Source organism: Bacillus sp. PK6-026 (assembly GCF_054161455.1).
In genome coordinates this window covers 1,878,530-1,897,352 of the sequence record NZ_CP096418.1, presented here as the reverse complement: position 1 = coordinate 1,897,352, position 18,823 = coordinate 1,878,530, and the positions used below count along the sequence as shown (strand labels likewise).

19 protein-coding genes are annotated in these 18,823 nt (G+C 41.6%); 1 reads left to right on the top strand and 18 read right to left on the bottom strand.

Features of this window, described 5'->3' with window-relative positions:
- Positions 1 to 443: 443 nt before the first annotated feature.
- Positions 444 to 1,676 carry a ComF family protein gene (locus M1D59_RS09715; RefSeq protein WP_458117997.1) on the bottom strand — a complete coding sequence of 411 codons (1,233 nt, stop codon included), beginning with the start codon at positions 1,674 to 1,676 and terminating at the stop codon, positions 444 to 446.
- Positions 1,657 to 2,883: a DNA-protecting protein DprA gene (locus M1D59_RS09710; RefSeq protein WP_458117996.1), complete on the bottom strand. Its 1,227-nt coding sequence runs from the start codon at positions 2,881 to 2,883 to the stop codon at positions 1,657 to 1,659. Before M1D59_RS09710 ends, M1D59_RS09715 begins: the two co-directional genes overlap by 20 nt.
- Before the next feature lie 619 nt (positions 2,884 to 3,502).
- Here M1D59_RS09710 and M1D59_RS09705 point away from each other — a divergent pair.
- A complete protein-coding gene (locus M1D59_RS09705) occupies positions 3,503 to 4,885 on the top strand; it encodes a M6 family metalloprotease domain-containing protein (RefSeq protein WP_458117995.1) in 1,383 nt (460 codons plus the stop codon).
- A gap of 71 nt (positions 4,886 to 4,956) precedes the next feature.
- Here the strand turns inward: M1D59_RS09705 and M1D59_RS09700 are convergent, their stop codons facing one another.
- The 16 genes from M1D59_RS09700 to M1D59_RS09625 all read right to left on the bottom strand — a co-directional run bounded on the left by M1D59_RS09700 (position 4,957) and on the right by M1D59_RS09625 (position 18,818).
- On the bottom strand, positions 4,957 to 5,901 hold the full coding sequence (locus M1D59_RS09700; RefSeq protein ID WP_458117994.1) for a GH25 family lysozyme: 945 nt from the start codon (positions 5,899 to 5,901) through the stop codon (positions 4,957 to 4,959).
- Between the two features lie 47 nt (positions 5,902 to 5,948).
- The gene (locus M1D59_RS09695; RefSeq protein ID WP_458117993.1) at positions 5,949 to 6,212 is read right to left on the bottom strand and encodes a phage holin; all 264 of its coding nucleotides are present in this window, start codon (positions 6,210 to 6,212) and stop codon (positions 5,949 to 5,951) included.
- A gap of 15 nt (positions 6,213 to 6,227) precedes the next feature.
- Positions 6,228 to 6,497, bottom strand: a complete 270-nt coding sequence (locus M1D59_RS09690; RefSeq protein WP_458117992.1) for a hemolysin XhlA family protein — start codon at positions 6,495 to 6,497, stop codon at positions 6,228 to 6,230.
- Positions 6,498 to 6,573: 76 nt separating this feature from the next.
- Entirely contained in the window at positions 6,574 to 7,407 is an 834-nt protein-coding gene (locus M1D59_RS09685; RefSeq protein ID WP_458117991.1) for a hypothetical protein, read from the bottom strand.
- A 99-nt stretch (positions 7,408 to 7,506) separates the two neighbouring features.
- Complete coding sequence (locus tag M1D59_RS09680) at positions 7,507 to 7,689, bottom strand: XkdX family protein (RefSeq protein WP_268343055.1); 183 nt, start codon at positions 7,687 to 7,689, stop codon at positions 7,507 to 7,509.
- On the bottom strand, positions 7,686 to 8,015 hold the full coding sequence (locus M1D59_RS09675) for an XkdW family protein (protein ID WP_458117990.1): 330 nt from the start codon (positions 8,013 to 8,015) through the stop codon (positions 7,686 to 7,688). The genes M1D59_RS09680 and M1D59_RS09675 overlap by 4 nt, the downstream gene beginning before the upstream one ends.
- A gap of 11 nt (positions 8,016 to 8,026) precedes the next feature.
- On the bottom strand, positions 8,027 to 9,130 hold the full coding sequence (locus M1D59_RS09670; protein WP_458117989.1) for a hypothetical protein: 1,104 nt from the start codon (positions 9,128 to 9,130) through the stop codon (positions 8,027 to 8,029).
- Positions 9,131 to 9,406, bottom strand: coding sequence for a hypothetical protein (locus M1D59_RS09665; protein ID WP_458117988.1), 276 nt, complete (start codon positions 9,404 to 9,406; stop codon positions 9,131 to 9,133).
- Positions 9,403 to 9,981 carry a putative phage tail protein gene (locus M1D59_RS09660; RefSeq protein WP_458117987.1) on the bottom strand — a complete coding sequence of 193 codons (579 nt, stop codon included), beginning with the start codon at positions 9,979 to 9,981 and terminating at the stop codon, positions 9,403 to 9,405. The genes M1D59_RS09665 and M1D59_RS09660 overlap by 4 nt, the downstream gene beginning before the upstream one ends.
- A complete protein-coding gene (locus tag M1D59_RS09655) occupies positions 9,968 to 11,011 on the bottom strand; it encodes a baseplate J/gp47 family protein (RefSeq protein ID WP_458117986.1) in 1,044 nt (347 codons plus the stop codon). Before M1D59_RS09655 ends, M1D59_RS09660 begins: the two co-directional genes overlap by 14 nt.
- Positions 11,004 to 11,429 (bottom strand): DUF2634 domain-containing protein, encoded by a 426-nt coding sequence (locus M1D59_RS09650; RefSeq protein ID WP_458117985.1) that lies wholly within the window; start codon positions 11,427 to 11,429, stop codon positions 11,004 to 11,006. The genes M1D59_RS09655 and M1D59_RS09650 overlap by 8 nt, the downstream gene beginning before the upstream one ends.
- A 12-nt stretch (positions 11,430 to 11,441) precedes the next feature.
- Complete coding sequence (locus M1D59_RS09645; RefSeq protein WP_458117984.1) at positions 11,442 to 11,750, bottom strand: DUF2577 domain-containing protein; 309 nt, start codon at positions 11,748 to 11,750, stop codon at positions 11,442 to 11,444.
- Positions 11,747 to 12,730 (bottom strand): XkdQ/YqbQ family protein, encoded by a 984-nt coding sequence (locus M1D59_RS09640; protein WP_458117983.1) that lies wholly within the window; start codon positions 12,728 to 12,730, stop codon positions 11,747 to 11,749. The genes M1D59_RS09645 and M1D59_RS09640 overlap by 4 nt, the downstream gene beginning before the upstream one ends.
- A 21-nt stretch (positions 12,731 to 12,751) precedes the next feature.
- Positions 12,752 to 13,411 (bottom strand): LysM peptidoglycan-binding domain-containing protein, encoded by a 660-nt coding sequence (locus M1D59_RS09635; RefSeq protein ID WP_458117982.1) that lies wholly within the window; start codon positions 13,409 to 13,411, stop codon positions 12,752 to 12,754.
- A complete protein-coding gene (locus M1D59_RS09630) occupies positions 13,404 to 18,665 on the bottom strand; it encodes a transglycosylase SLT domain-containing protein (protein ID WP_458117981.1) in 5,262 nt (1,753 codons plus the stop codon). Before M1D59_RS09630 ends, M1D59_RS09635 begins: the two co-directional genes overlap by 8 nt.
- Before the next feature lie 3 nt (positions 18,666 to 18,668).
- On the bottom strand, positions 18,669 to 18,818 hold the full coding sequence (locus M1D59_RS09625) for a hypothetical protein (RefSeq protein ID WP_085959894.1): 150 nt from the start codon (positions 18,816 to 18,818) through the stop codon (positions 18,669 to 18,671).
- Between the last annotated feature and the right edge of the window lie 5 nt (positions 18,819 to 18,823).

Below are 18,823 nucleotides of genomic sequence, written 5' to 3'. Positions count from 1 at the left end.
CTAAACTTTTTAATGGGTGTTGAAACAATCCGTCTAAAAGTGGTCAAAATGTGGCCAATAAAATGAAAATCGCTCACAGCCGTTGATGTAGCAAGGGCTGTGAGCGATTAGATATTTACATGACCCGTTTAAAAACAGCATTCCGTGAACATTCATTTCCTTTCGCTTTCTAAACAATTCTAAGTTTGCACAAACATCACTTTTACTATTTTTTTATGTTTTTTCAAGACGTTTTGAAAAATTTGTGGTCATTTTGGTGGTCACATTTAAGTATGTGGTCAAAAAGCAACTACACTGCCAGTGTAAATGATGCCTTCTGAAGACTATATTCAATCTGATAACCCTTTCACTTTCAAGAAACATTGAACTTATTAAGTTTACTAGACCGCTTTACGAAGAGTAAAATAGAAAGAGCATAATATGTAGTGAATAAATTACAATTCTTAAAATTCATCAAATGAGTTCACTATTTTTAGCGAATTTTCAGTTATCATTCTTTTTAATCCTTCTCCATAAGAAAGGGTCGGGCAATCGTGGATTTTGTAATTTTCGCATCCGTAAAATGATGATAGATTTTTATTGTTTAAGATTAAATGTAGTCTTCCCCCACAATTTTCACATTCTATGTATCTTTCTGAGAATTCATCAGCAAATTGATTAACACCCAAAACAACACCTGTCACTTTTTTTACACCTGCGTTATATAACGTTTTCGCACACTCTAACATTGTAGCACCAGTAGTAAAAACATCATCAATGATTACCACATGTTCTAAAGGTTTGGTGATATATGCTTTGAATTGATTTTTAACATTGATGAACCTTTGTTCTTTGCCAAGGTTTTTGTGAGATGGATAATTATTTATACAGTTTAAATTAGGTGACAAATCCGCAAATTCCAAATCACTTGATAGCATTTTAACTATAGGGGCAAGCCTATCCCCTTTTTCTGGTCTGCTTGGTACTCTTGTTATTCCGCTTACAGGATTTTGTTTATTAATAAATTTAATAATAGGTTGATAGATTGATTTAAATAATTTATTTTGCGAGGCTTCATTTTTACTTTTTTTTATTCTTTTAGATAATTGAATAGATTCATATAAAGAGTGTTTCGGCCCAAAATACCTTCCCGCTGAAATTATTTCAACATTTGTTTGTTCAGATTGAGCAAAAAACCTAAATACATAACCCGAACTACTTAAATTGTTATGTTGTGTCATATATGTTGACACTATTTCAGAGAAGTGCCCAGTAGATATCTTGAATAATTCCGGAATAATTTTAATATCTTCAACTTTTAAATCAGGTAAATGTCCAATATCCTCATATAATATATGAGGATTTTCATTGTATAGTACTGTACCAATAGGCAAGTTAATAGCAGGCTTCAACTTCTGATGGCTTTTTGTAACAATTAACATTTGGTATGACTCAAGGTCGGTGTGATTCATTGCACTTTCAATTAATTTTCGCGGACCAAACAACCTGTCTTGAATCGTTTCGTGTAATACTAACTCTTGTGATGGAACATTTTGCTGCAAGGCTTCATCACATTTTATAAAAATTATTTGTTTTCCCAAATCATTAATTTCTTTATAAAGGTAACTTATTTCTTGTTCTGTAAATGCCTCTAAATAAAGCAATAGGCACTGTAAATCATTCGTCTTTAGAAACATATTTTACTGTTACCTCACTTATATTTACTGGCGATTCTTCAGGGTCTTTATTGTAGTTTTGAAATAAAGCATTATTATTTGAAGCTAATTGGGACAATAGGTCATTAATTGTTGAAAACTTAAAAGCACCTCTCTTTGCAATATATTTATTTGGCCATTTTAATCTTATATCATCAAGCGCACTTTGCGGAATAAAAACTAAACGTCCTTGTTTGAGAGCATAATCTGCTTGAATTAATGAACCACTTGTTTCTCCAGCTTCAATTATTACAGTAGCTAGTGATAAGCCACTCATAACGGCATTTCTCATAGGAAAATTCCATCTTTGTACAGACATTGAAGGCGCAAATTGGGAAATAATCAATCCGTTTTCTTCTATTTGTTTTTGGATCTTCATATTTTCTTTTGGATAATACTTATTTAGTGGTGTTCCAATAACAGCTATTGTAGGATTCCCCATACTCAAAGCACCCATGTGAGCGTTAGCGTCAATTCCTTTAGCTAAACCTGAAGCCACCACAATTCGATTTAAACCCAATTTTTCAGCTAATTTTCTAGCCCTTAACGCTCCATTTTCCGAAGGATTTCTCGTTCCAACAACTGAAATAGCATTAAACTTTAATAAATTCGGATTACCTCTCATAAATAAGAACATTGGTGCTTGGTCAGTTTTGGCGAGAAGGGATGGATACATATCAGTCCCTATTTTTACTATTATATCATCTTTTTGTAAGGTATCAAACCCTCGTTTAACTTTATCTGCTTCAAATTCAATATCACTTTTTAAGAAACCTGTCACTTCTGATAATTTACCACTAATGCTACTTATATCCTGAGTTAAATCTATTTCATTCTCTAAATGATTGTATATAGGATCACACTTCTTTACTTTATTCTTAAAGAGAGCTAGAAGCGTAAAATAACAAATCGCATCGTTAACCACTTCCTTACTATTCATTTCTTCAATACTATTCAAAATTTTGTTGTTTCTATATGTTTTTTCAATTTCAAATTTTCTTTCATATAATTCATCTTTTAAGAACAACGACCCTGCCCTAGAGGACTTTATAGGTTGGATCTTTCCAGATTGAGTTAACTGATGGAGCCTCTGAGTGCTTATATCTAAGTATTCAGCTGCTTCTTTAGTTAAGAGAACCTCTTTTGAAATGAATTTTTTCAATTCATCTATATTCTCAAATTTAATCATAATAACCCTCCCATTATGTATAATAGGATTTTACACAAGTTCTTGATGATTATCAAGATGATTATCATCAAGATCTCTTTAGATTTCGGAAAACCTTGATTCTAAAAACCTTGACATTTGCTTTGCTGAATAAGCCTGTTATCTTTTAATCCCCTTGAGAAAAGTTTCAAACATGATTGATTTAGAAAAAAACTGAAGATTTATTATATGTCGAAGTATCGTGTTGATTAATACTAATAAACCTATGGTGAGGAAAATATTGAGCTAAATCACTGCTTTCTAAGCTGAAAAACTAGCAAAAATAAGGAAACTGACCTTGATGACAATGAATGTTATAGATTAGAATGTCAACATTTTTAAAATGTTTAAACAGTTAATGACGCAGGTGGGTAGAAATAATATTCAGAAATTAATTTTGAGTCTTCTTTTTAGAGGATCCTTTAGTGTTCAGGGCGGCTTTATCAATGACGGCTATTGATATCTCCATAAACCCCAATATATGCTAATAAGATTCCTACATTGCTTTAATTGTTAAAAAAAGTAAAAATGTATAATATCCCTTAAAAACGGTTAAACAAATATTAGTCAACTTAAAATTTAAAAATGAAGGAGAAAAAAAATGAGAAATATTCACACTGTTCCACCGTCTCCTGAAGTTATTACCTATTTAACAAATGACTTCAACAAAAATTGGAAGGATTTGGGTTTTTCTTACAGTCAATTTCTTTATTCACGTGGGTATACGAACCATGCTCACACTATTCACGGTATGGATGATCATATCATAGGGGTAGAAGATAAAAGAGATATTGACTTAATCAACATTCCTCGAACACCTGTGATTGGAAAATTAAACGTAATGGTCTTATTAGTTGATTTTCCAGATTTACAAGGAACATTGTCTAAAGAGCACTACGAAGACTTACTTTTCTCCAGAAATTCATATCCATCGGGAAGTATGGCAGACTACTACCATGAAGTAAGTAATGGAAAAGTTCAAATTCAAGGGGAGGTACACGGTTGGTTTAGAATGCCTCAAGACTATAAATATTACACTAACAAAAATTCGGGAATAAAGGAAGCTTACCCCCGAGATGCAAGAAAACTTGCAGAAGATGCTGTAGAAGCTGCACTTAGCCATGGAGTGAATTTCAGCTCAGATTTAGATAATCTAAGAAATGGTACTGTCACAGCACTATTTATTGTTCATGCAGGACAAGGCGCTGAAAAATTACATCCTTCCTTAAGCGGAGACCAAATTTGGTCACATAAGTGGAACATGGAAAAGCCGAAAGAAGTGGCGCCAGGCCTCAAGACAGTTACATATTTAATGGTTCCACAAGAAGCTTTACTAGGGGTCTGTGCACACGAACTTGGTCATTTAGCTTTTCAATGGGATGATTTTTACGATCCTAACTATGATGAAGATCAAGATTACTGGGACGGTAACGGTATGTGGGATTTGATGGCTTCTGGTTCATATGCTGGCAGAGAGTTGTATCCTGTTCATCCAGCTGGCCTCCATAAATTACAGCATGGTTGGGTTAGTGTTGAAAAAATAAATGAAACTCGTAAAGAAATTCTCTTAAAGCCCGTTACACATACAGACGGCAAGGTATTAAAAATCACGAGTCCGGGCTATAAAAGAAATCAGTATTTAATATTAGAAAATAGATGCAGAGAAAAATTTGATCGTTATTTACCTGGAGAGGGGCTTTTGGTTTGGAGAATTGATGAGGAATTAGGGCAAGAAAAAAGTACTTCACCAGGAATGTTTTTAATTCAAGCAGATGGAAATAACGATCTAAGTGATCCTTATGATAGAAACTCAGGTGATTCAGGTGACCCCTTTCCTGGGGTAAAAAACGTAACGGAACTTTCTGATATAGGGAGCGGCATATCAACCTCTTTCTCTGATGGCCCTTCAGGCGTAAAGCTAAAGAACATTTCCTTCAATCCTGTGAGCAAGCATATTCAGCTTGATGTGATAATCGACCATTAATAATTAAAGTTACTTGTTGAATTGGTTTTAGAATGAGGCCCTATATAAAAAGAAGAGCCTCATTCTAAACTTTATTTTATACGTATCTTGTTCCCAGCATATATTTTATTCGCACTCTTAATACCATTCCAATTCTGCAGCGTCTTTATTGATGTGTTGAATCTTTTGGAGATTCCGGATAAAGTATCGCCGGATTTGATTGTGTAATACTGTTTTTTAGTCGATGCTGTTGAAGCACTGCTGCTAATCTTTAATTTTTGGCCAACATAAATTTTATTAGGGTCTTTAATATTATTCAAACTCTGAAGAGCTTTGACAGTCGTGTTGTATTTCTTCGCGATAACTGAAAGTGCATCCCCTTTTTTAACAGTGTAAACCATCTTCGTTTTAGCTGGCTTTTTGTTTGAAACAGGTTTTACAGTAGTGGCAGCTTTTTCAGTTGCCACAGCCACCTGTGCCCGTAACCCGTCACGATAACAAATATTCATATCAACATTACCAGAAATACCTGACACCTTTCCGCTAGAAGAATACTGCCAGATATCCGCATGACGGCCAAGTGTGCTGTTATAACGAGCAACCCATAATGCAAAAGGCTTCATTTTAGATTCATCAAGACAGTACTTGCCGCTGTAAATCATGGCGAAGTAACCGGCTTTTTCAACTTCCCGTAAAAAGGCAACTGCTGCATCTGTCAAAACTGATTTACTGACATTCCGCTGATTGACTTCAAGATCAAGCACAAGCGGATATGTGAGACGGACCTTATTAGCAACTGACAAAAAGAACCTGGCCTCTGCCAATGCTTCTGACTTGGAACCGAATCTTGCAAAGTGGTAGGCTCCCGTTTTAATCCCCACAGCGTTAGCACCTGAAATATTCGTTACAAATTTATTGTCCTTTAATGTTGTCCCTTCTGTTGCTTTGATAAAGGCGAATTTAATACCGTCCCCCGCAACTTTCTTCCAATTGATATTACCTTGCCAGTGTGATACGTCGATTCCTTTGATTCCCATTATTAAAATCCTCCTTTAAATTATTAAAAGGCTGCCAGCCGGCAACCTCATTTTGTTAATCCTTTTTGTTTCAAAACTTCTTTTTGCTGCTTTCCTTTACCGGTGACATAGTTGTTTTTAAACCAAGCGACCAACGTCGTGAAGATTGTAAAAATCGTAGAGCCGGCCAAGTATAAAGCATCTGCAAGTGTATTGACCTGGTCCTCGTTGATCGGCAAAGCTGTCTTTCCAAGCATGATCAACGTCTGGTTAACCAATGCAATAAAAAGAAGCACCGTCCTGATGACCGTGCCTTTGTCTAAGTTTTTCATATTGTGTTTTCCTCCTTATTTCTGCAGTAAATTATAAAATACAGCGATTGCCCCGCCGATGATGCCGGTGCTTAACGCTGTAATGATCGCGCCAGTGATGCTGCGCTTGATCCAAGTTGTGTTTTCCTCGATCTTGTTCAGCTTTTCATTGATAGAGATAATCTGCTGGTCATGTCGGTCAGTCGTTCTTTCGAGAGTAGTGATCCGCTGATCTTGTGTTTTTTGATCTGCTTTGATCTCTTCGATTTCTTTCTGTAAAACATCATAATCATTCGGTTGCGCCATGTCCCCTAATCCTCCTGTTCTCACATCGTTTCCACCTCCTCCGAGGCAAAATAAAAACACCGTTTACGGCGCGAACTTACAAGAAATGAGTAACCACAAGGTTTTTAATTTTCACGTCTGTTTCCCCGTTATTGCTCAACATAAGCCGCGGAGAGGCAGCTAATAGATCAACCTTCTGAGCGTCCCGGTCATTATTTTCTAACACAATGACATCTTCATAACCCTTCAGTGTATAGTTGCTTGTTCCCGGGATAATGTAAGTCATTCGAACACTCAGATTCGTCTTTTCATAAAGATAAATCGCGAGTCCAAGCTGATGACCTGCCACATCAATATTTAGATAGATGGACTCTCCCGCTTTGATGACCTGTTCTTCTAAAAAGCTTTCTGAAGTAATAGTTTTCAGTGCTTTTACAGGGAGACCATCAGCTGGAATGTCTAAAGAAGGCGCCTCAAATCCTCCTGAAACCCGGACATCCTGTTCACCTGATCCAAGTGATTGATATAGGGCAAAATCAGACTGTTCCAAGTTGCCGTTAACATATCGAAAACGATAATACCTTTTGGATAGATAAACCCATCCTGTGTCACCTAACTCATGTTCTTTTACATCGATAGATTTCACTGTGGACCAAGAATTCCCGTCGTCACTTTCTTCAACATATAATGACCCAGCTTTATCTGCAAAAGCATGGCCCCTCACTTTAGAGATGAGTACATCTCCCAGCCGGTCCTGGCCATATTGGTTATAAACCTCTGTAGCTTTAAGAGGCAGATTGGTCAACAGCTCTGCACTGCCGCTGACATCCATATTAGGAACTGTAAAATCTGTATCCCCCTCCCGAAATGGTTTCACCGCACCTGGTCTTGAATCGGCATCCAACGGAAACAAAAAATTGTATTTAGCCAATGTTCATCCTCCTCTGTTTATATATATCTTTAATCTGGCTAATCGAACGGATGAAGCACGCGCCCATAGATCACCCCCTAAAAGGCAAAATAAAAAAGCCTATATGACGGCTTCCGGCGGGTATTCTTCATTAAAGATTTCTTTATATTGCTCAGGAGACACAAGCCTTTTATCTACACCATCTTTGAAGTCTTCTGCAGTGCAGTCTTTATAATAGAGTGCTTGTTTCACCATGTCTGTTGTGGCCCAATTATAGTAAAGTGCCAACACCCAAAAGTTCATTGCTGCTCCCCCCCTTTCAATCGAAGCGATTCAATCTTAAGTTTTGCCAATTCCTGACCCATAAGTTTGTATGACTCCTCGAGGACTTTTCGCGCCAGCCTCTCCTCTGTCAACTGACGGCCAAGGGACTCTGTTAAGCTTGGCGGCGTATAGAGCTGACTCTTTTTTGATTCTTCCCACCACAACTGCAGCTCTTCTTTCGTCGGAATAGGCGCCCTTAAATTCCATTCTTCAATATAGGATCCATTCCCATCGTTTCTCAAGACAAAATCCTTTTTTGGGATGGCCTCAGGATACTTGTACATGATGGCATCATATAAGATCATAAGCTCACCTCCTACATATTCGGGTAATTCCGACCACCTAATTCTAAAATATCGAAATAATTAAGCACCCCATCGCTGTCCATGAGATAACGGGTCTTGGTTCCGGAATAACCTGCATACACGTAAATTTCGATATAATCTCCTTCATCAAGTGGAACGCTTACTGTGCCTGTCACCGTCGCATGAAATTCAGTTGAATCACTGTTATCTTTTGGAGATGGAATGATGAAGCGATTCATCAATTTATATTTAGTGCCGTTCTTGTAAACATAAAGCTCAAAGTTTGAATATTGGAGTGAGTTTTCAATATACAGACTTGCGCCCACCAGGTACATTCCTGAATGACTGGCCTTAAACCTGTTGTTTTTCGTATCAAACAATTTATGGCTGTCTTTGATAATGCGATTGAATTTGATTTTCTGGAGTTCCCCTCTTATCAAAGCTTGTCTGCCTGTCGTCCCCACGTTCGCATGGGCAAAACCAGATATTTTTTCCCATTGGGTCCAGCCAGACTCATTCCACCAGTGCCGAATCCATGTCCCCGTATTATAGTAATAATCAACGGTTTCATTTGCGGTCCCATAAAAGTATTGAGTAAAACGATAGTTCGAACGCTTTTCGTTTTTCACAAATCCATAGCTAAGTGGATAGCCAGTTTTATTGCCCTGGCCAATATCCATTAACGTAATGCCGAGAGGATATTCACTTCCTGCAGTCCGGGCATCTTGAATCGCCTCTGAATCTGGTAAAACAGTCAATTTCTCATTGGTGAACGTCTGATCCGCGTATGTTTTCGCATTCTCTTCAGCGCGATCCGCTTTTTCCTGGGCAGCATCTGGGATTTCCTTGGCATTCCATTCTGCTCTTTCATCTGCTGTAATATGAATCGTTTCATCGCCAACATGCCGATTAAATTCAGCTTTTGAAGCTTGCTGCACATCTTCTACATTTCCAAGCCCGATTTGGTCCTTTGTCGTGCCATGCGGATTATTCAGGTCATTTTTATGGGCAGCCAAATCGGTATGCGCCTCTTTAATGCCTTTTTCCCAGCGGTTCACATCATCCTCATTTATCGGATCGTCTGGCAGCCAATCCGTCTTTGCTTTATAAGCCATTTATTCCACCACCTCAAATGCAAATCGGAAATCGAGCGTGCGGTTGGTGCTGACATCCAGATCGGGGGTTCGTTCTGTAATCACATGGTCTTGATCATCGATGACCTGGACACTTTCAATGTGACTGACATCTTCCTCACGTTTGGTCAGTACAGTGACAGTCGTGCCATTGATCGTGATGTCTGCAATCTCAGTTTCTTTCCCATTCAACAATACCTTTTTGATCTTGCTTTTCAGATCGGCAGCCACGCGCGCCCTGTATTTTTTTGTGATCATGTTAAAACCACCTCATTATTATCGAGAGTGACAGAGTAACCGACCCGGAGTTCCTTTATTTTTCGATACCTTCGATGATTCATGATGAACGTATCCTCAATCTTGAGCTGTTCATTAAAGCCCGGCCGAAATGTATATGCGAGGTGAGCCGGCTTTATATTTTCAAGTGTTTCAATAAGCTCTCTGACATTCTGCAAGTCGTCAATGTTGATATCTACATTAAAGCGGTTCTCCTTTGGAAGCAGCTGAACGCGAGCCGAAGGATTCTTTAAAAATCGGTTTAAAGCTTGTTCGATAGCCTGATAAGTAGCTGGCGGAATATTAGATGTCTTCGATATCAGCCGTAGTCGCCTTATCTCTATAGAATCTCCAGATTCTCTGGCCACATTTAATAAAGCTTCCCACCGATCAAGGCCCCATGTCGCTGTTGTAATGAACAGCTGATCTGTCAGATCAAAAATATCATTGTTCTGCTGCTCAAACTCCGGAGCCTCCGCTTGTAGAATCTCGCTCATTTCTCTGACTTTTGTGAGGAACGGCGGCAAATAGTTCTCCATTTCTTCAATCTTGCTCAAGGATCGTCACCGTCCCAAGCTTTGGAATGTCTTCGTCCTTCAGCTCTAAGTTTTTCGTGTCCCCATTGATTTCCACACCGGAATAATCGCTGACAGACTCCGCGTTAAACACAATGTTATTGATTTTCGAAAGCCGGATAATGCTTTCTGTAAAGGCGATATCCTTAAAAAAGCTTTTCACTTTTTCTTCAATTTCTTTTTGAACATCTTCAAGTGTGTAATCAGGTTCGGGAACAATAACGACTTCAATATCAATCGTTTTATATACCGCACTCTCGACGGTGACCGTCGCCCCGATCGGAGCCTGCCCCTCCCCGTTTCCGGGATCGGGATCAATATAGTCTTTTACCTTATCGACTAAGGTATCTGATGCAGGTTCCATTTTGGCATTCGTAATCACGATTTTAACCGTTCCGTCTCCATCCCAAAGAGGAAATACCTTCGCCCGACCAACGCCGTCTACCTCTTCCGCCCATTGCTTATAATGCATTTTATTTGCACTTACGGCTTCCCGCCGGACCCGGACGGAATACCGAGTATACAATTCTTCGTCTGTTTCCTCTTCTTTGCCTGGTACCAAGAGTTCCCCCATGACAGCTGAATCAAGTCCTGGAATTGTATCGAGAGAAAGAAGAGGACGCCCGTCTAAATTTGCGTTTCCGGCTTCTCCCGCAGTTTCACATTCCAAATATCCATCCCTCGTATATTTGAAATACAGATTGTCAATAAAGAAGCGGGAGCCTACGGGAATGTTAACGCCCTTTGTAAATCTTGCGGCCCTGACCGCTTTTGTTGCTGGCTGCCTTTCCAAACCGGCTTCAGTGGCCCGCCTGTCTAAAAATTCACCTTGGGCAGTGTCGGCGAAGACCAATTCCAACACCGTGTCCAGCCAGATATAGGATTGAGCAAGTTCTGCAGCCGCTGGCGCCAGCGCATTCCAAATCACACTGTTTTCCCGTTTATCAATATCAGCTGGGACACGATCAAGCATACGCTCCATAATCTCATCAAACGTCTGATCTTCAAACATCTTCGCCAATCACCTCCTCAATCTCCAAGGTTCCTTTATCTGTTTCAACCGTAAATGATACAAGAAAGGCGTCCTCTATTTTCTCGATTTCAAAATCTTTGACGGCCGTGATTCTTTCGTCAAAAATCAGAGCCTCCTCGATCAGTCGCGGGATCTCCATTTCCTTATAAGCATCGGTCGTTTCATTGTCAGAAAGAACCTCCTGCAGTTCATTTCCGATATCATGGCTATAGATCGGATAACCATAACGTTCCGTTCGAAGGGCTATATAAACCATTTGTTTAATGGCATCAAGTCCTGATATGATTTCATTCGTTATTCGGCCGGAATCAAAATCAATTTTGTATGTTTTTGAAGTCTCAATGACGTCACTGTCATCCTCGATATCTTCAAATTCCACTTCCGGGGAAAGCGCCATGTCAGACACCTCCTATATCTTGTCGATCACAAAAAAAGATTGCCCGCCTGGCATGGCTGCAATCATTACGTGGTCACCTGTATTCAATTGATTGTAAAAACGGATGGTCTTTTTCTCTCCGTCAAGCTCTATTTCCCTTGTATGTTCCATTAAATGTTCAGCCACAACTAACAAATCAGAGGGAATCACCAATTTGTCATTATCCCGAATTTTAATACTGAGAGGTGAAGCTGATACGATTTCCGCGGGCATCACATCGACAGGAGATTCTGCATTCACGGCTCCGAGAGCCAATTCCTTTATGGCATCACTTAATCTCATGATGCCGATGCTCCACTGGGCATATGGTTTTTAGGGACAACATCAATCGTCATCGTGTGTTTGGAACCCTTAAATTCATGCTTGTCTGTATCGACCCAATACTTTTGTTTAAGACCGATCTCCGGGATCGAGATGTAAACCGGCATGCCGCTTTGAAGATCCGGAATCCCAAGTGCCTGAATGCTCTTCAGCTCCTTTTTGACACCCTTTTTCTGTGACTGTCTAACTTTGGCCCGCTCTTGAAGCTGCGCCTGGTTGATGTTATCCGATACCGTTTCAACATACTGCAAAACACCGTATTTTTTTATGCCGGTGCTGTCGCTTGCAGCGGCCGTATAAGTTTTGTTGTCTTTCTGCCGGCGCATTTTAACGCGTGTTGCCGTATCATTTATGGATGTACTGTACTGATAGTCCATAATATTGACGCCGGTTTCTAATACCCAAATTTCCGACGGGTCCGGCCATGCCCGCAAACCGAGCTTTCCTTTGGATGAATAGAGCTGAAAGTTTTTTCCCGTTTGCTTCTTGGTCTCTTTTAAGGCCTTCAAAATAATGTCATAGAGCGATGTATCGTCTTTAATGACTAGGGATTTAATTGTATACCCTGTATTGGCGATCGAAGTCTTTGGGATTTGAAAATCATTGGCGATCCGGTGGACAATTTGATCCGCCCGTTTGTTTGAAAAAACATAGACATCTTTATTTTTCACAAGATACTGCAGCATATCATAAGCAGTGAACACTAACGTATGTTCATCAGGTATCCTGGAAAACACAATTCCGCGGAACAGCTCTTTGCCTTTCCACTTGAATAAAACCGTGTCGCCTTCCTGGACACTATAATATTTTTGATTACCTTGTTTGACAACGATCGTCGCTTGAATAGAGCGGGGAGCCTGGTACCGCTGCCCTTCAAGGGAAACACTTTCTGTCACCAGTTCCCGCCATTCCGTTTCTTCTACTACGAATAGTTCAATCATATTCGTTCACCCCACCTGTTTTCATTGAGGTATTTTTAGTTTCTGGCCAGGGAAAATCCAATGACCAGGCTGCCTTATGTTTCGTTTACTCCGCTTGATCATCGCTATTTTATTCGCATTCCAGATTTTCCGCCACTGCAGGCTGTTTCCATAAAATCGGCCAGCAATATGCCAGAGGGTATCCCCCTTTTTTACGGTGTATACTTTCGGCGCTGCCTTTGACGGCCGTTTCTTTTTCGTCTTCTTTTTTTGTTTGATCTTTCGCGGAGACGCTGTTTTATATTCCTTTAAGGTGATATCGAAATCACGATCCCCAATGTCTTTTTGGCCTTCATGATGAGTAAAAGCATCGATGCTGCAATTTAAATTGATCTTCGTTCCGGTAACGAGAAAACGAACCGGCTTTTTATTTTTCATCCACCGTTCGATCGTGGCAATTGCATTTTCCGGTGAAGGGAATCCCTTATATTCAGCCAAAGGGGAATACTTCTTCGGAAAATAAGAGGAGAACGAAATAGTTTTGGCATTCGGATCGTTGATGAATGTCAGCTCGCCAAATTTGGCCACTTGAACGGTTTCATTTGCCGTGTTGTTGGTTACGTCTATTTTTTCAGGAAGCACGGGGAAGCGCAGCTTTTCCTTCCCCTGAGATAGCCAAAATTCATAAACAGATTTAGTCAAAAGCTACACTTCCCTTCGTTCCAATATTGATGTCCTCTTCTAACTCATCAACTAAGGCCTGTTTGATTTTATCAATTAAGCGTTCCACATCTTGATCATTGTGAAAATGCTGATCGCCACTAAAATGGATGTTGATTTCTTTGGTTCCAGACGGGACGACAGTGGCAGCCCCAGTTTGGCCAGATGTGGCAATATCCACTTGATCAGATGACATGCCAGGTTGTTGAGCCGATGGATCGATCACATCAAGACCAAGAGCTTGTGCTGCCTGGGAAAGCAGATAACGACCGCGGATGCCGCGCTCTTCTGGAATAATCCATTCCCGTTTTCCACCTTCACCGATGCGAGCAATTTGTTCATTTGTGATTAACCCCCCGTTCGCGTAACCCTTATAGCCACCGCCATTTCGCTTACTTCTCATCCCTGGTGTATTAAATACAGAACCGTACCGAGCTTTGATGTAATTGATGGCAGCCACCGCATTATGAATCGGGTTCCAAATATCATTTAACCCTTTCATCTTATAGGCGTTAAAGGTTGGATCAATGGTTTGCATTAATCCTTTTGATGGCGTGCCGCGCTTGGCGTTGCTGTCCCACAGGTTAATGGCCCGCGGGTTTCCGCCTGATTCATGCATGGCCATTTGAGATAGTGGGCCAAGCCAACTCATCGACGTGCCTGTGATCATAAGTGCCTTCTGCAGCCAGTCTTTTATGTTGCCGCCGACTGACCCCATCCCTGCGAAGGCTGCGGCAAGAGAGCCGGCTTGTTTTTCGGCGAAGCTCTTCACATCAACTGAGCTTAAACCTTTCACGACACCGACAGACGCAAAACGCCCGAGACTCATCATGACTCGGGATGGGGAGTGAATATCCAACTCATCGCGGAAAGCTTGTTCCACTTTCTTGGCCAATTCCTTGGCAGCTTCTTTTACTTCATTCTCTTTTGAATTCATGCCGGATACGAAATTGCCAATCATGCCAGATCCCCAGCCTCTTGATGACTGTTTCGAATCAAGAAACGGCTTATTGATATGGGTGTTGACATATTGGTTTGTACCTGTAGGCGTAGCATTCTGGCCAGCCGCAAATCCTCTGACAGTATTCACACCCCATGAAGAAGCTGTATTCACTGTGTTTTGAAATGGCGTCTTCACTTTTGACTGCAGGAATCCATCTGTGCCGGTAGCTGTTGCATTCTGCCCTGAAGCATATCCGGTTACAACATTTTTCCCGAAGGATGGGGAGCTTGTAATCAGGTTATTAAAAGGCGTTTGAATGTTTTCCTTCTTCCAGTCTTCTATAGAGACAACGTTTGAATTGAGTCCTTCGTCAAAGCCTTCTGTAAATTGCTGACCAAAAGACGATGCTTGATTCGTCATGTTTCCCGCATTCATTGATGGCGATACAGAAGCAGAATAGGAAACTGCACTCGAAATAGGTGCGACAGTTCCGGCATCCGTAGAAACAGAGTCGATATCATCAACAACCCGCATACCGAGTTGAGTTGCCGCTTGTGAGAGCAGCAGCTTTCCGCGGCCCCGGTTGTTTTGAGTTGGGATAACAAATTCGTTCCCGGCTTCGCCGATCCATGAAATGGTTGGTTTTGTGATATAGCCACCTGTAGCATTTTTCTCAGGTTTATCTTTTGGCTTCCACCCTGTCTTTTCTTCACCGATTTTTTCAAATACTGATTTATCCTTACCATAGACAAGATTATCCCAGCCTTCTTTTATTGACCCTCCGAAACCTTTAGCTTTATCCCAGACTTTACCGACCCAACCAAACGCTTTTTCAAACGCTTTAGAAATATCATTGGCCACTCCAACAATTGGCTCTTTTACATTTTCATCAAACCAATCAGAAATATCGGTCCAGTATTTGATCACTTTATTTTTTGCCATCCAAAAATGACCGTAAATTTGGATAGCTGCTTTAATAAGATTTTTAATGATCGGATGCCAGACGTTCTCAGTGAACCATGTCGAAACAGTGTCCCATGTTTCCTTGATCCAATTCCATGCTTGGACAAGCCCCTTCCAGATATCTGTTGCGGTCTGAATCGCAGGCTCCAAAATTGGATCCCAGACATTTTCAACGAACCAAGTCGAAACAGTATCCCATGTTTCAGAAATCCAGTTCCATGCTTTGACGAACCAATCCCACACATCTAACGCAAATTGGACAACGTGGGACAATATTGGATCCCAAACATTTTCGACAAACCAGGTCGAGACGGTTTCCCATGTTTCAGAAATCCAGTTCCAAGCCTGAACAAGCCAGTTCCACACATCTATTGCGAACTGAACTACATGGGACAATATTGGATCCCAAACATATTCCATGAACCATGATGAAGCAATTCCCCATACCAGCTGAATGGTATACCAGGCTACCGCAAAGAAGCCTACGACATTGTTTATAACTCTTACTCCAATATTGTATATAGGCGTCCAAACGTTATCTTGAAACCATGTCTTTACGGTTTTCCATGTATCCTGTATCCATGCCCACGCTTGTTTGAACCAACCCCACACTTGAATGGCAAAATCGACGACAGGTTTCAGAAAAGGATTCCAAACATTTTCTTCGAACCACGTTGTGACGGTTGACCACGTATTCTTAATCCAGGTGAGCGCATCATCAAACGTTTTAGAGACAGGGTCGGATACATTTTCCTCAAACCAATCAGACACCTTTTCCCAGGTCTTTTGAATGTTGGTCCAAGCTTCTGACGATTTTTTCACAATAGTATCCCATGTTTTCATGATGCCGCCATCATCAATCCACTTTCCAATGGATTGTCCAAAGTCTGAACCGCCAATGCCGCCGGCGACACCACCAATAACACCACCGATTGCGGTTCCGACTCCTGGCGCAATTAAGGTTCCGACGGCAGCCCCTGCACTTGCTCCTCCAGCTGATCCTGCCAAGCCGCCACCAAAACCGCCTAATTTTTCACCAGCATTGTCTTTATTCATGCCAATGAGTTCGGTTGCAGCAAGCGCGGTTCCTAAGATTGGGACGCGTTTACCGACTGATTTGGCCCCTTTTCCTGCTTTGCTCCAGAACCCGCCGCCTCTCGTTTGATTTGGATTTGACGGAGAAACCTTCTCTCCTTGACCAAACCAAGGGTTGCGGTATTCTGGTCCTCGACGGCCTCCGCCAGCTCTTTTATTTCTACCACCAGGGGTGAGAGGGCCTCCTGTATTTCCACCGGAACCCGGTCTGTTTTTTAGCCACTTGTAGCCTGCGAAAACACCAGAAACAAGCTTTCCAACAGGCTTGAGAAGACGTCCCACCTTACCGATAAAGGCTAAAGCGAACGCATCAGCAAGAAGGGCCCCACCAACAGAACCTTGACCGGTGACCGCATCCCAATTTAATTTAGCGAGCTTTTTCGCAATCTGCATCGACAGCTCAACCGGATCCAAAGCATCCACAAAGCTGACAACAAATGTCCGGCCGGCTTTTGTTCCGGCATTGACGAATCCATTTTCGGATGATTTATCATCAATTCCAAGCAAACCATTGATAACCCCATTAATGATGCCGCCGTAAGTGCTGCCGAGATTACCAGCCATTTTAATTAAGCCAGGTTCTCCCGTCTTTTTCCACCATTCTCCGAAAACATCCTTCGTATTGTCGAGAACAATATGCCAGCGGGTTTCAAAATCCATATCCCTGTATTTCTGCAGCTGATCAAACCGTTTTTTCAGCTTAGGATCCTCTTTAAATTTAAGCTCCAGCTCTTTCTTTTGTTTTTTCGTGAGCTCTCCAGGAAAAAGGATTTTAAACTGTTCACCGATGAAGCCAAATACATTTTTTGTCGGATTCAAGAAGCTTTCCGCAAAGGCCTTTCCTGCCTTCTGAGCTTTATTTGTAAGGTCTGTCAGTACAAAAGAGTATTCACCGCGCCATTCTCTAAACGCTTCAAGAGCCGGCTGAAACGCCTCCGCCAGCCCTTTTCCCCATGGCATGAGAATGGAGTTATTGATAAAGGATTTAACCCCTAAAAATAAGTTAGCGAGATTGTCAGACATCTTGACCATCATGTCATTGTATTTGCTGAATTCTTTTGTGACCTGCGGCCAAGTTTTAGAAATGTCCTGTCCACTCTCTGCTAATTTCTCAAGTTTGCCGCGAACCTCACCCGATATCGCCCCCATTTCTTGCAGGGCTGCCGTAGCATCCCCGATGGGACGGCCAGACTTGATCCCATCATAGAGGCGTCCCATCCAAAGAGCGACTTCCGAGAATGGCCGCTGCACACCTGCAGCCACGTCCCCGACAAGCTTCATCCCTTCAGCAGTAGAAAGGGCATTTCCTGTAAAGACCTGCAGCACCCGGCTTGATTCAAATATTTCATCCCGGGTAAATGGAGTTTGACCAGCGAATGTTGTTAATTCGTCCAGCCTTTGATTGGCTTTAGCTTGGCTCCCAAGTAGGGTTTCAAATGCAGTCGTCATATTCTGACGATCGGCGACCATCTTTAAAGGAACAACAACCCCTCCGGTTGCCCCGGCTCCTACACCGAGAATTCCGAGTGTTGAAGTTGCCGCAGAAGCGATCGCCTTCAAAGGCTTAGTCGCAAGGTCTAACACTTTGACAGTGGCGGTCCATGTACGATTCAAGTGTTGGTTCGCAAAAGACGTAACCCGACGGGCAGGCGCTGTAAACCGATCAATCGCTTGAATGCTTGATCTGTAGTATTCCGGTATTTCACGCCTGGCACTTGAGACAATTCGATTCACGGTTTTCGTCACCATGTCTACCGCCCGAACCGTGACATGATAACCTTTTCCCAGCTGATCTTTGGCATACCTGGAAATACGGCGAATGACAGCTGTCGCCCGATCATTTGCCTCAATAAGGATTCTGCGAGAACCAGATAAGTGCCGATCCAAATATCGCCTCAGTCGCAGAATCTGCGGTGTTGCCCGGTCTACCACTTTCATCATGATTTCATGAGTACGCGGCATCCGCCGCGCGATAAACCGATTCATTTTTTGCATGGATCGGGTAGCCAAATCTTTCACAGAAAGGACAAGCTGATGAGACTTGCCGATATCCTGAAGGATGAACATATGAATTCTTCTCAATGTTTGGCTGGCCCTATCTCTTACCCGAATGACAAAAGGACGCTGTTCAGTCCTTTGTCTGAGTCTATCAATACGAACCATCTCACCACGAATCGCACGTAGACGGGAGGTCATGCGATCCTGCAGATCAAAGCGTGCAGTTAATTTGGCCATAATCTATTTACCTCCCTTCTTTGCCTCTTTCTCTAAAACTTCAAGCTTGTGACCGATAAGTCCAAATAAAAACGCCTTAAAATGTCGCGGCGCTTCATAGACTTCTAACAGTTGGGATGGAGAATAATGAAGCTCATGCATGCAGTAATACAAATACA

What these genes read in the sequence shown, in the direction of transcription:
- M1D59_RS09715 (WP_458117997.1), bottom strand. Translation starts at nt 1,676, where the DNA reads ATGTTTCTAAAGACGAATGATTTACAGTGCCTATTGCTTTATTTAGAG.
- M1D59_RS09710 (WP_458117996.1), bottom strand. Translation starts at nt 2,883, where the DNA reads ATGATTAAATTTGAGAATATAGATGAATTGAAAAAATTCATTTCAAAA.
- M1D59_RS09705 (WP_458117995.1), top strand. Translation starts at nt 3,503, where the DNA reads ATGAGAAATATTCACACTGTTCCACCGTCTCCTGAAGTTATTACCTAT.
- M1D59_RS09700 (WP_458117994.1), bottom strand. Translation starts at nt 5,901, where the DNA reads ATGGGAATCAAAGGAATCGACGTATCACACTGGCAAGGTAATATCAAT.
- M1D59_RS09695 (WP_458117993.1), bottom strand. Translation starts at nt 6,212, where the DNA reads ATGAAAAACTTAGACAAAGGCACGGTCATCAGGACGGTGCTTCTTTTT.
- M1D59_RS09690 (WP_458117992.1), bottom strand. Translation starts at nt 6,497, where the DNA reads ATGGCGCAACCGAATGATTATGATGTTTTACAGAAAGAAATCGAAGAG.
- M1D59_RS09680 (WP_268343055.1), bottom strand. Translation starts at nt 7,689, where the DNA reads ATGAACTTTTGGGTGTTGGCACTTTACTATAATTGGGCCACAACAGAC.
- M1D59_RS09675 (WP_458117990.1), bottom strand. Translation starts at nt 8,015, where the DNA reads ATGATCTTATATGATGCCATCATGTACAAGTATCCTGAGGCCATCCCA.
- M1D59_RS09670 (WP_458117989.1), bottom strand. Translation starts at nt 9,130, where the DNA reads ATGGCTTATAAAGCAAAGACGGATTGGCTGCCAGACGATCCGATAAAT.
- M1D59_RS09665 (WP_458117988.1), bottom strand. Translation starts at nt 9,406, where the DNA reads ATGATCACAAAAAAATACAGGGCGCGCGTGGCTGCCGATCTGAAAAGC.
- M1D59_RS09655 (WP_458117986.1), bottom strand. Translation starts at nt 11,011, where the DNA reads ATGTTTGAAGATCAGACGTTTGATGAGATTATGGAGCGTATGCTTGAT.
- M1D59_RS09650 (WP_458117985.1), bottom strand. Translation starts at nt 11,429, where the DNA reads ATGGCGCTTTCCCCGGAAGTGGAATTTGAAGATATCGAGGATGACAGT.
- M1D59_RS09645 (WP_458117984.1), bottom strand. Translation starts at nt 11,750, where the DNA reads ATGAGATTAAGTGATGCCATAAAGGAATTGGCTCTCGGAGCCGTGAAT.
- M1D59_RS09640 (WP_458117983.1), bottom strand. Translation starts at nt 12,730, where the DNA reads ATGATTGAACTATTCGTAGTAGAAGAAACGGAATGGCGGGAACTGGTG.
- M1D59_RS09630 (WP_458117981.1), bottom strand. Translation starts at nt 18,665, where the DNA reads ATGGCCAAATTAACTGCACGCTTTGATCTGCAGGATCGCATGACCTCC.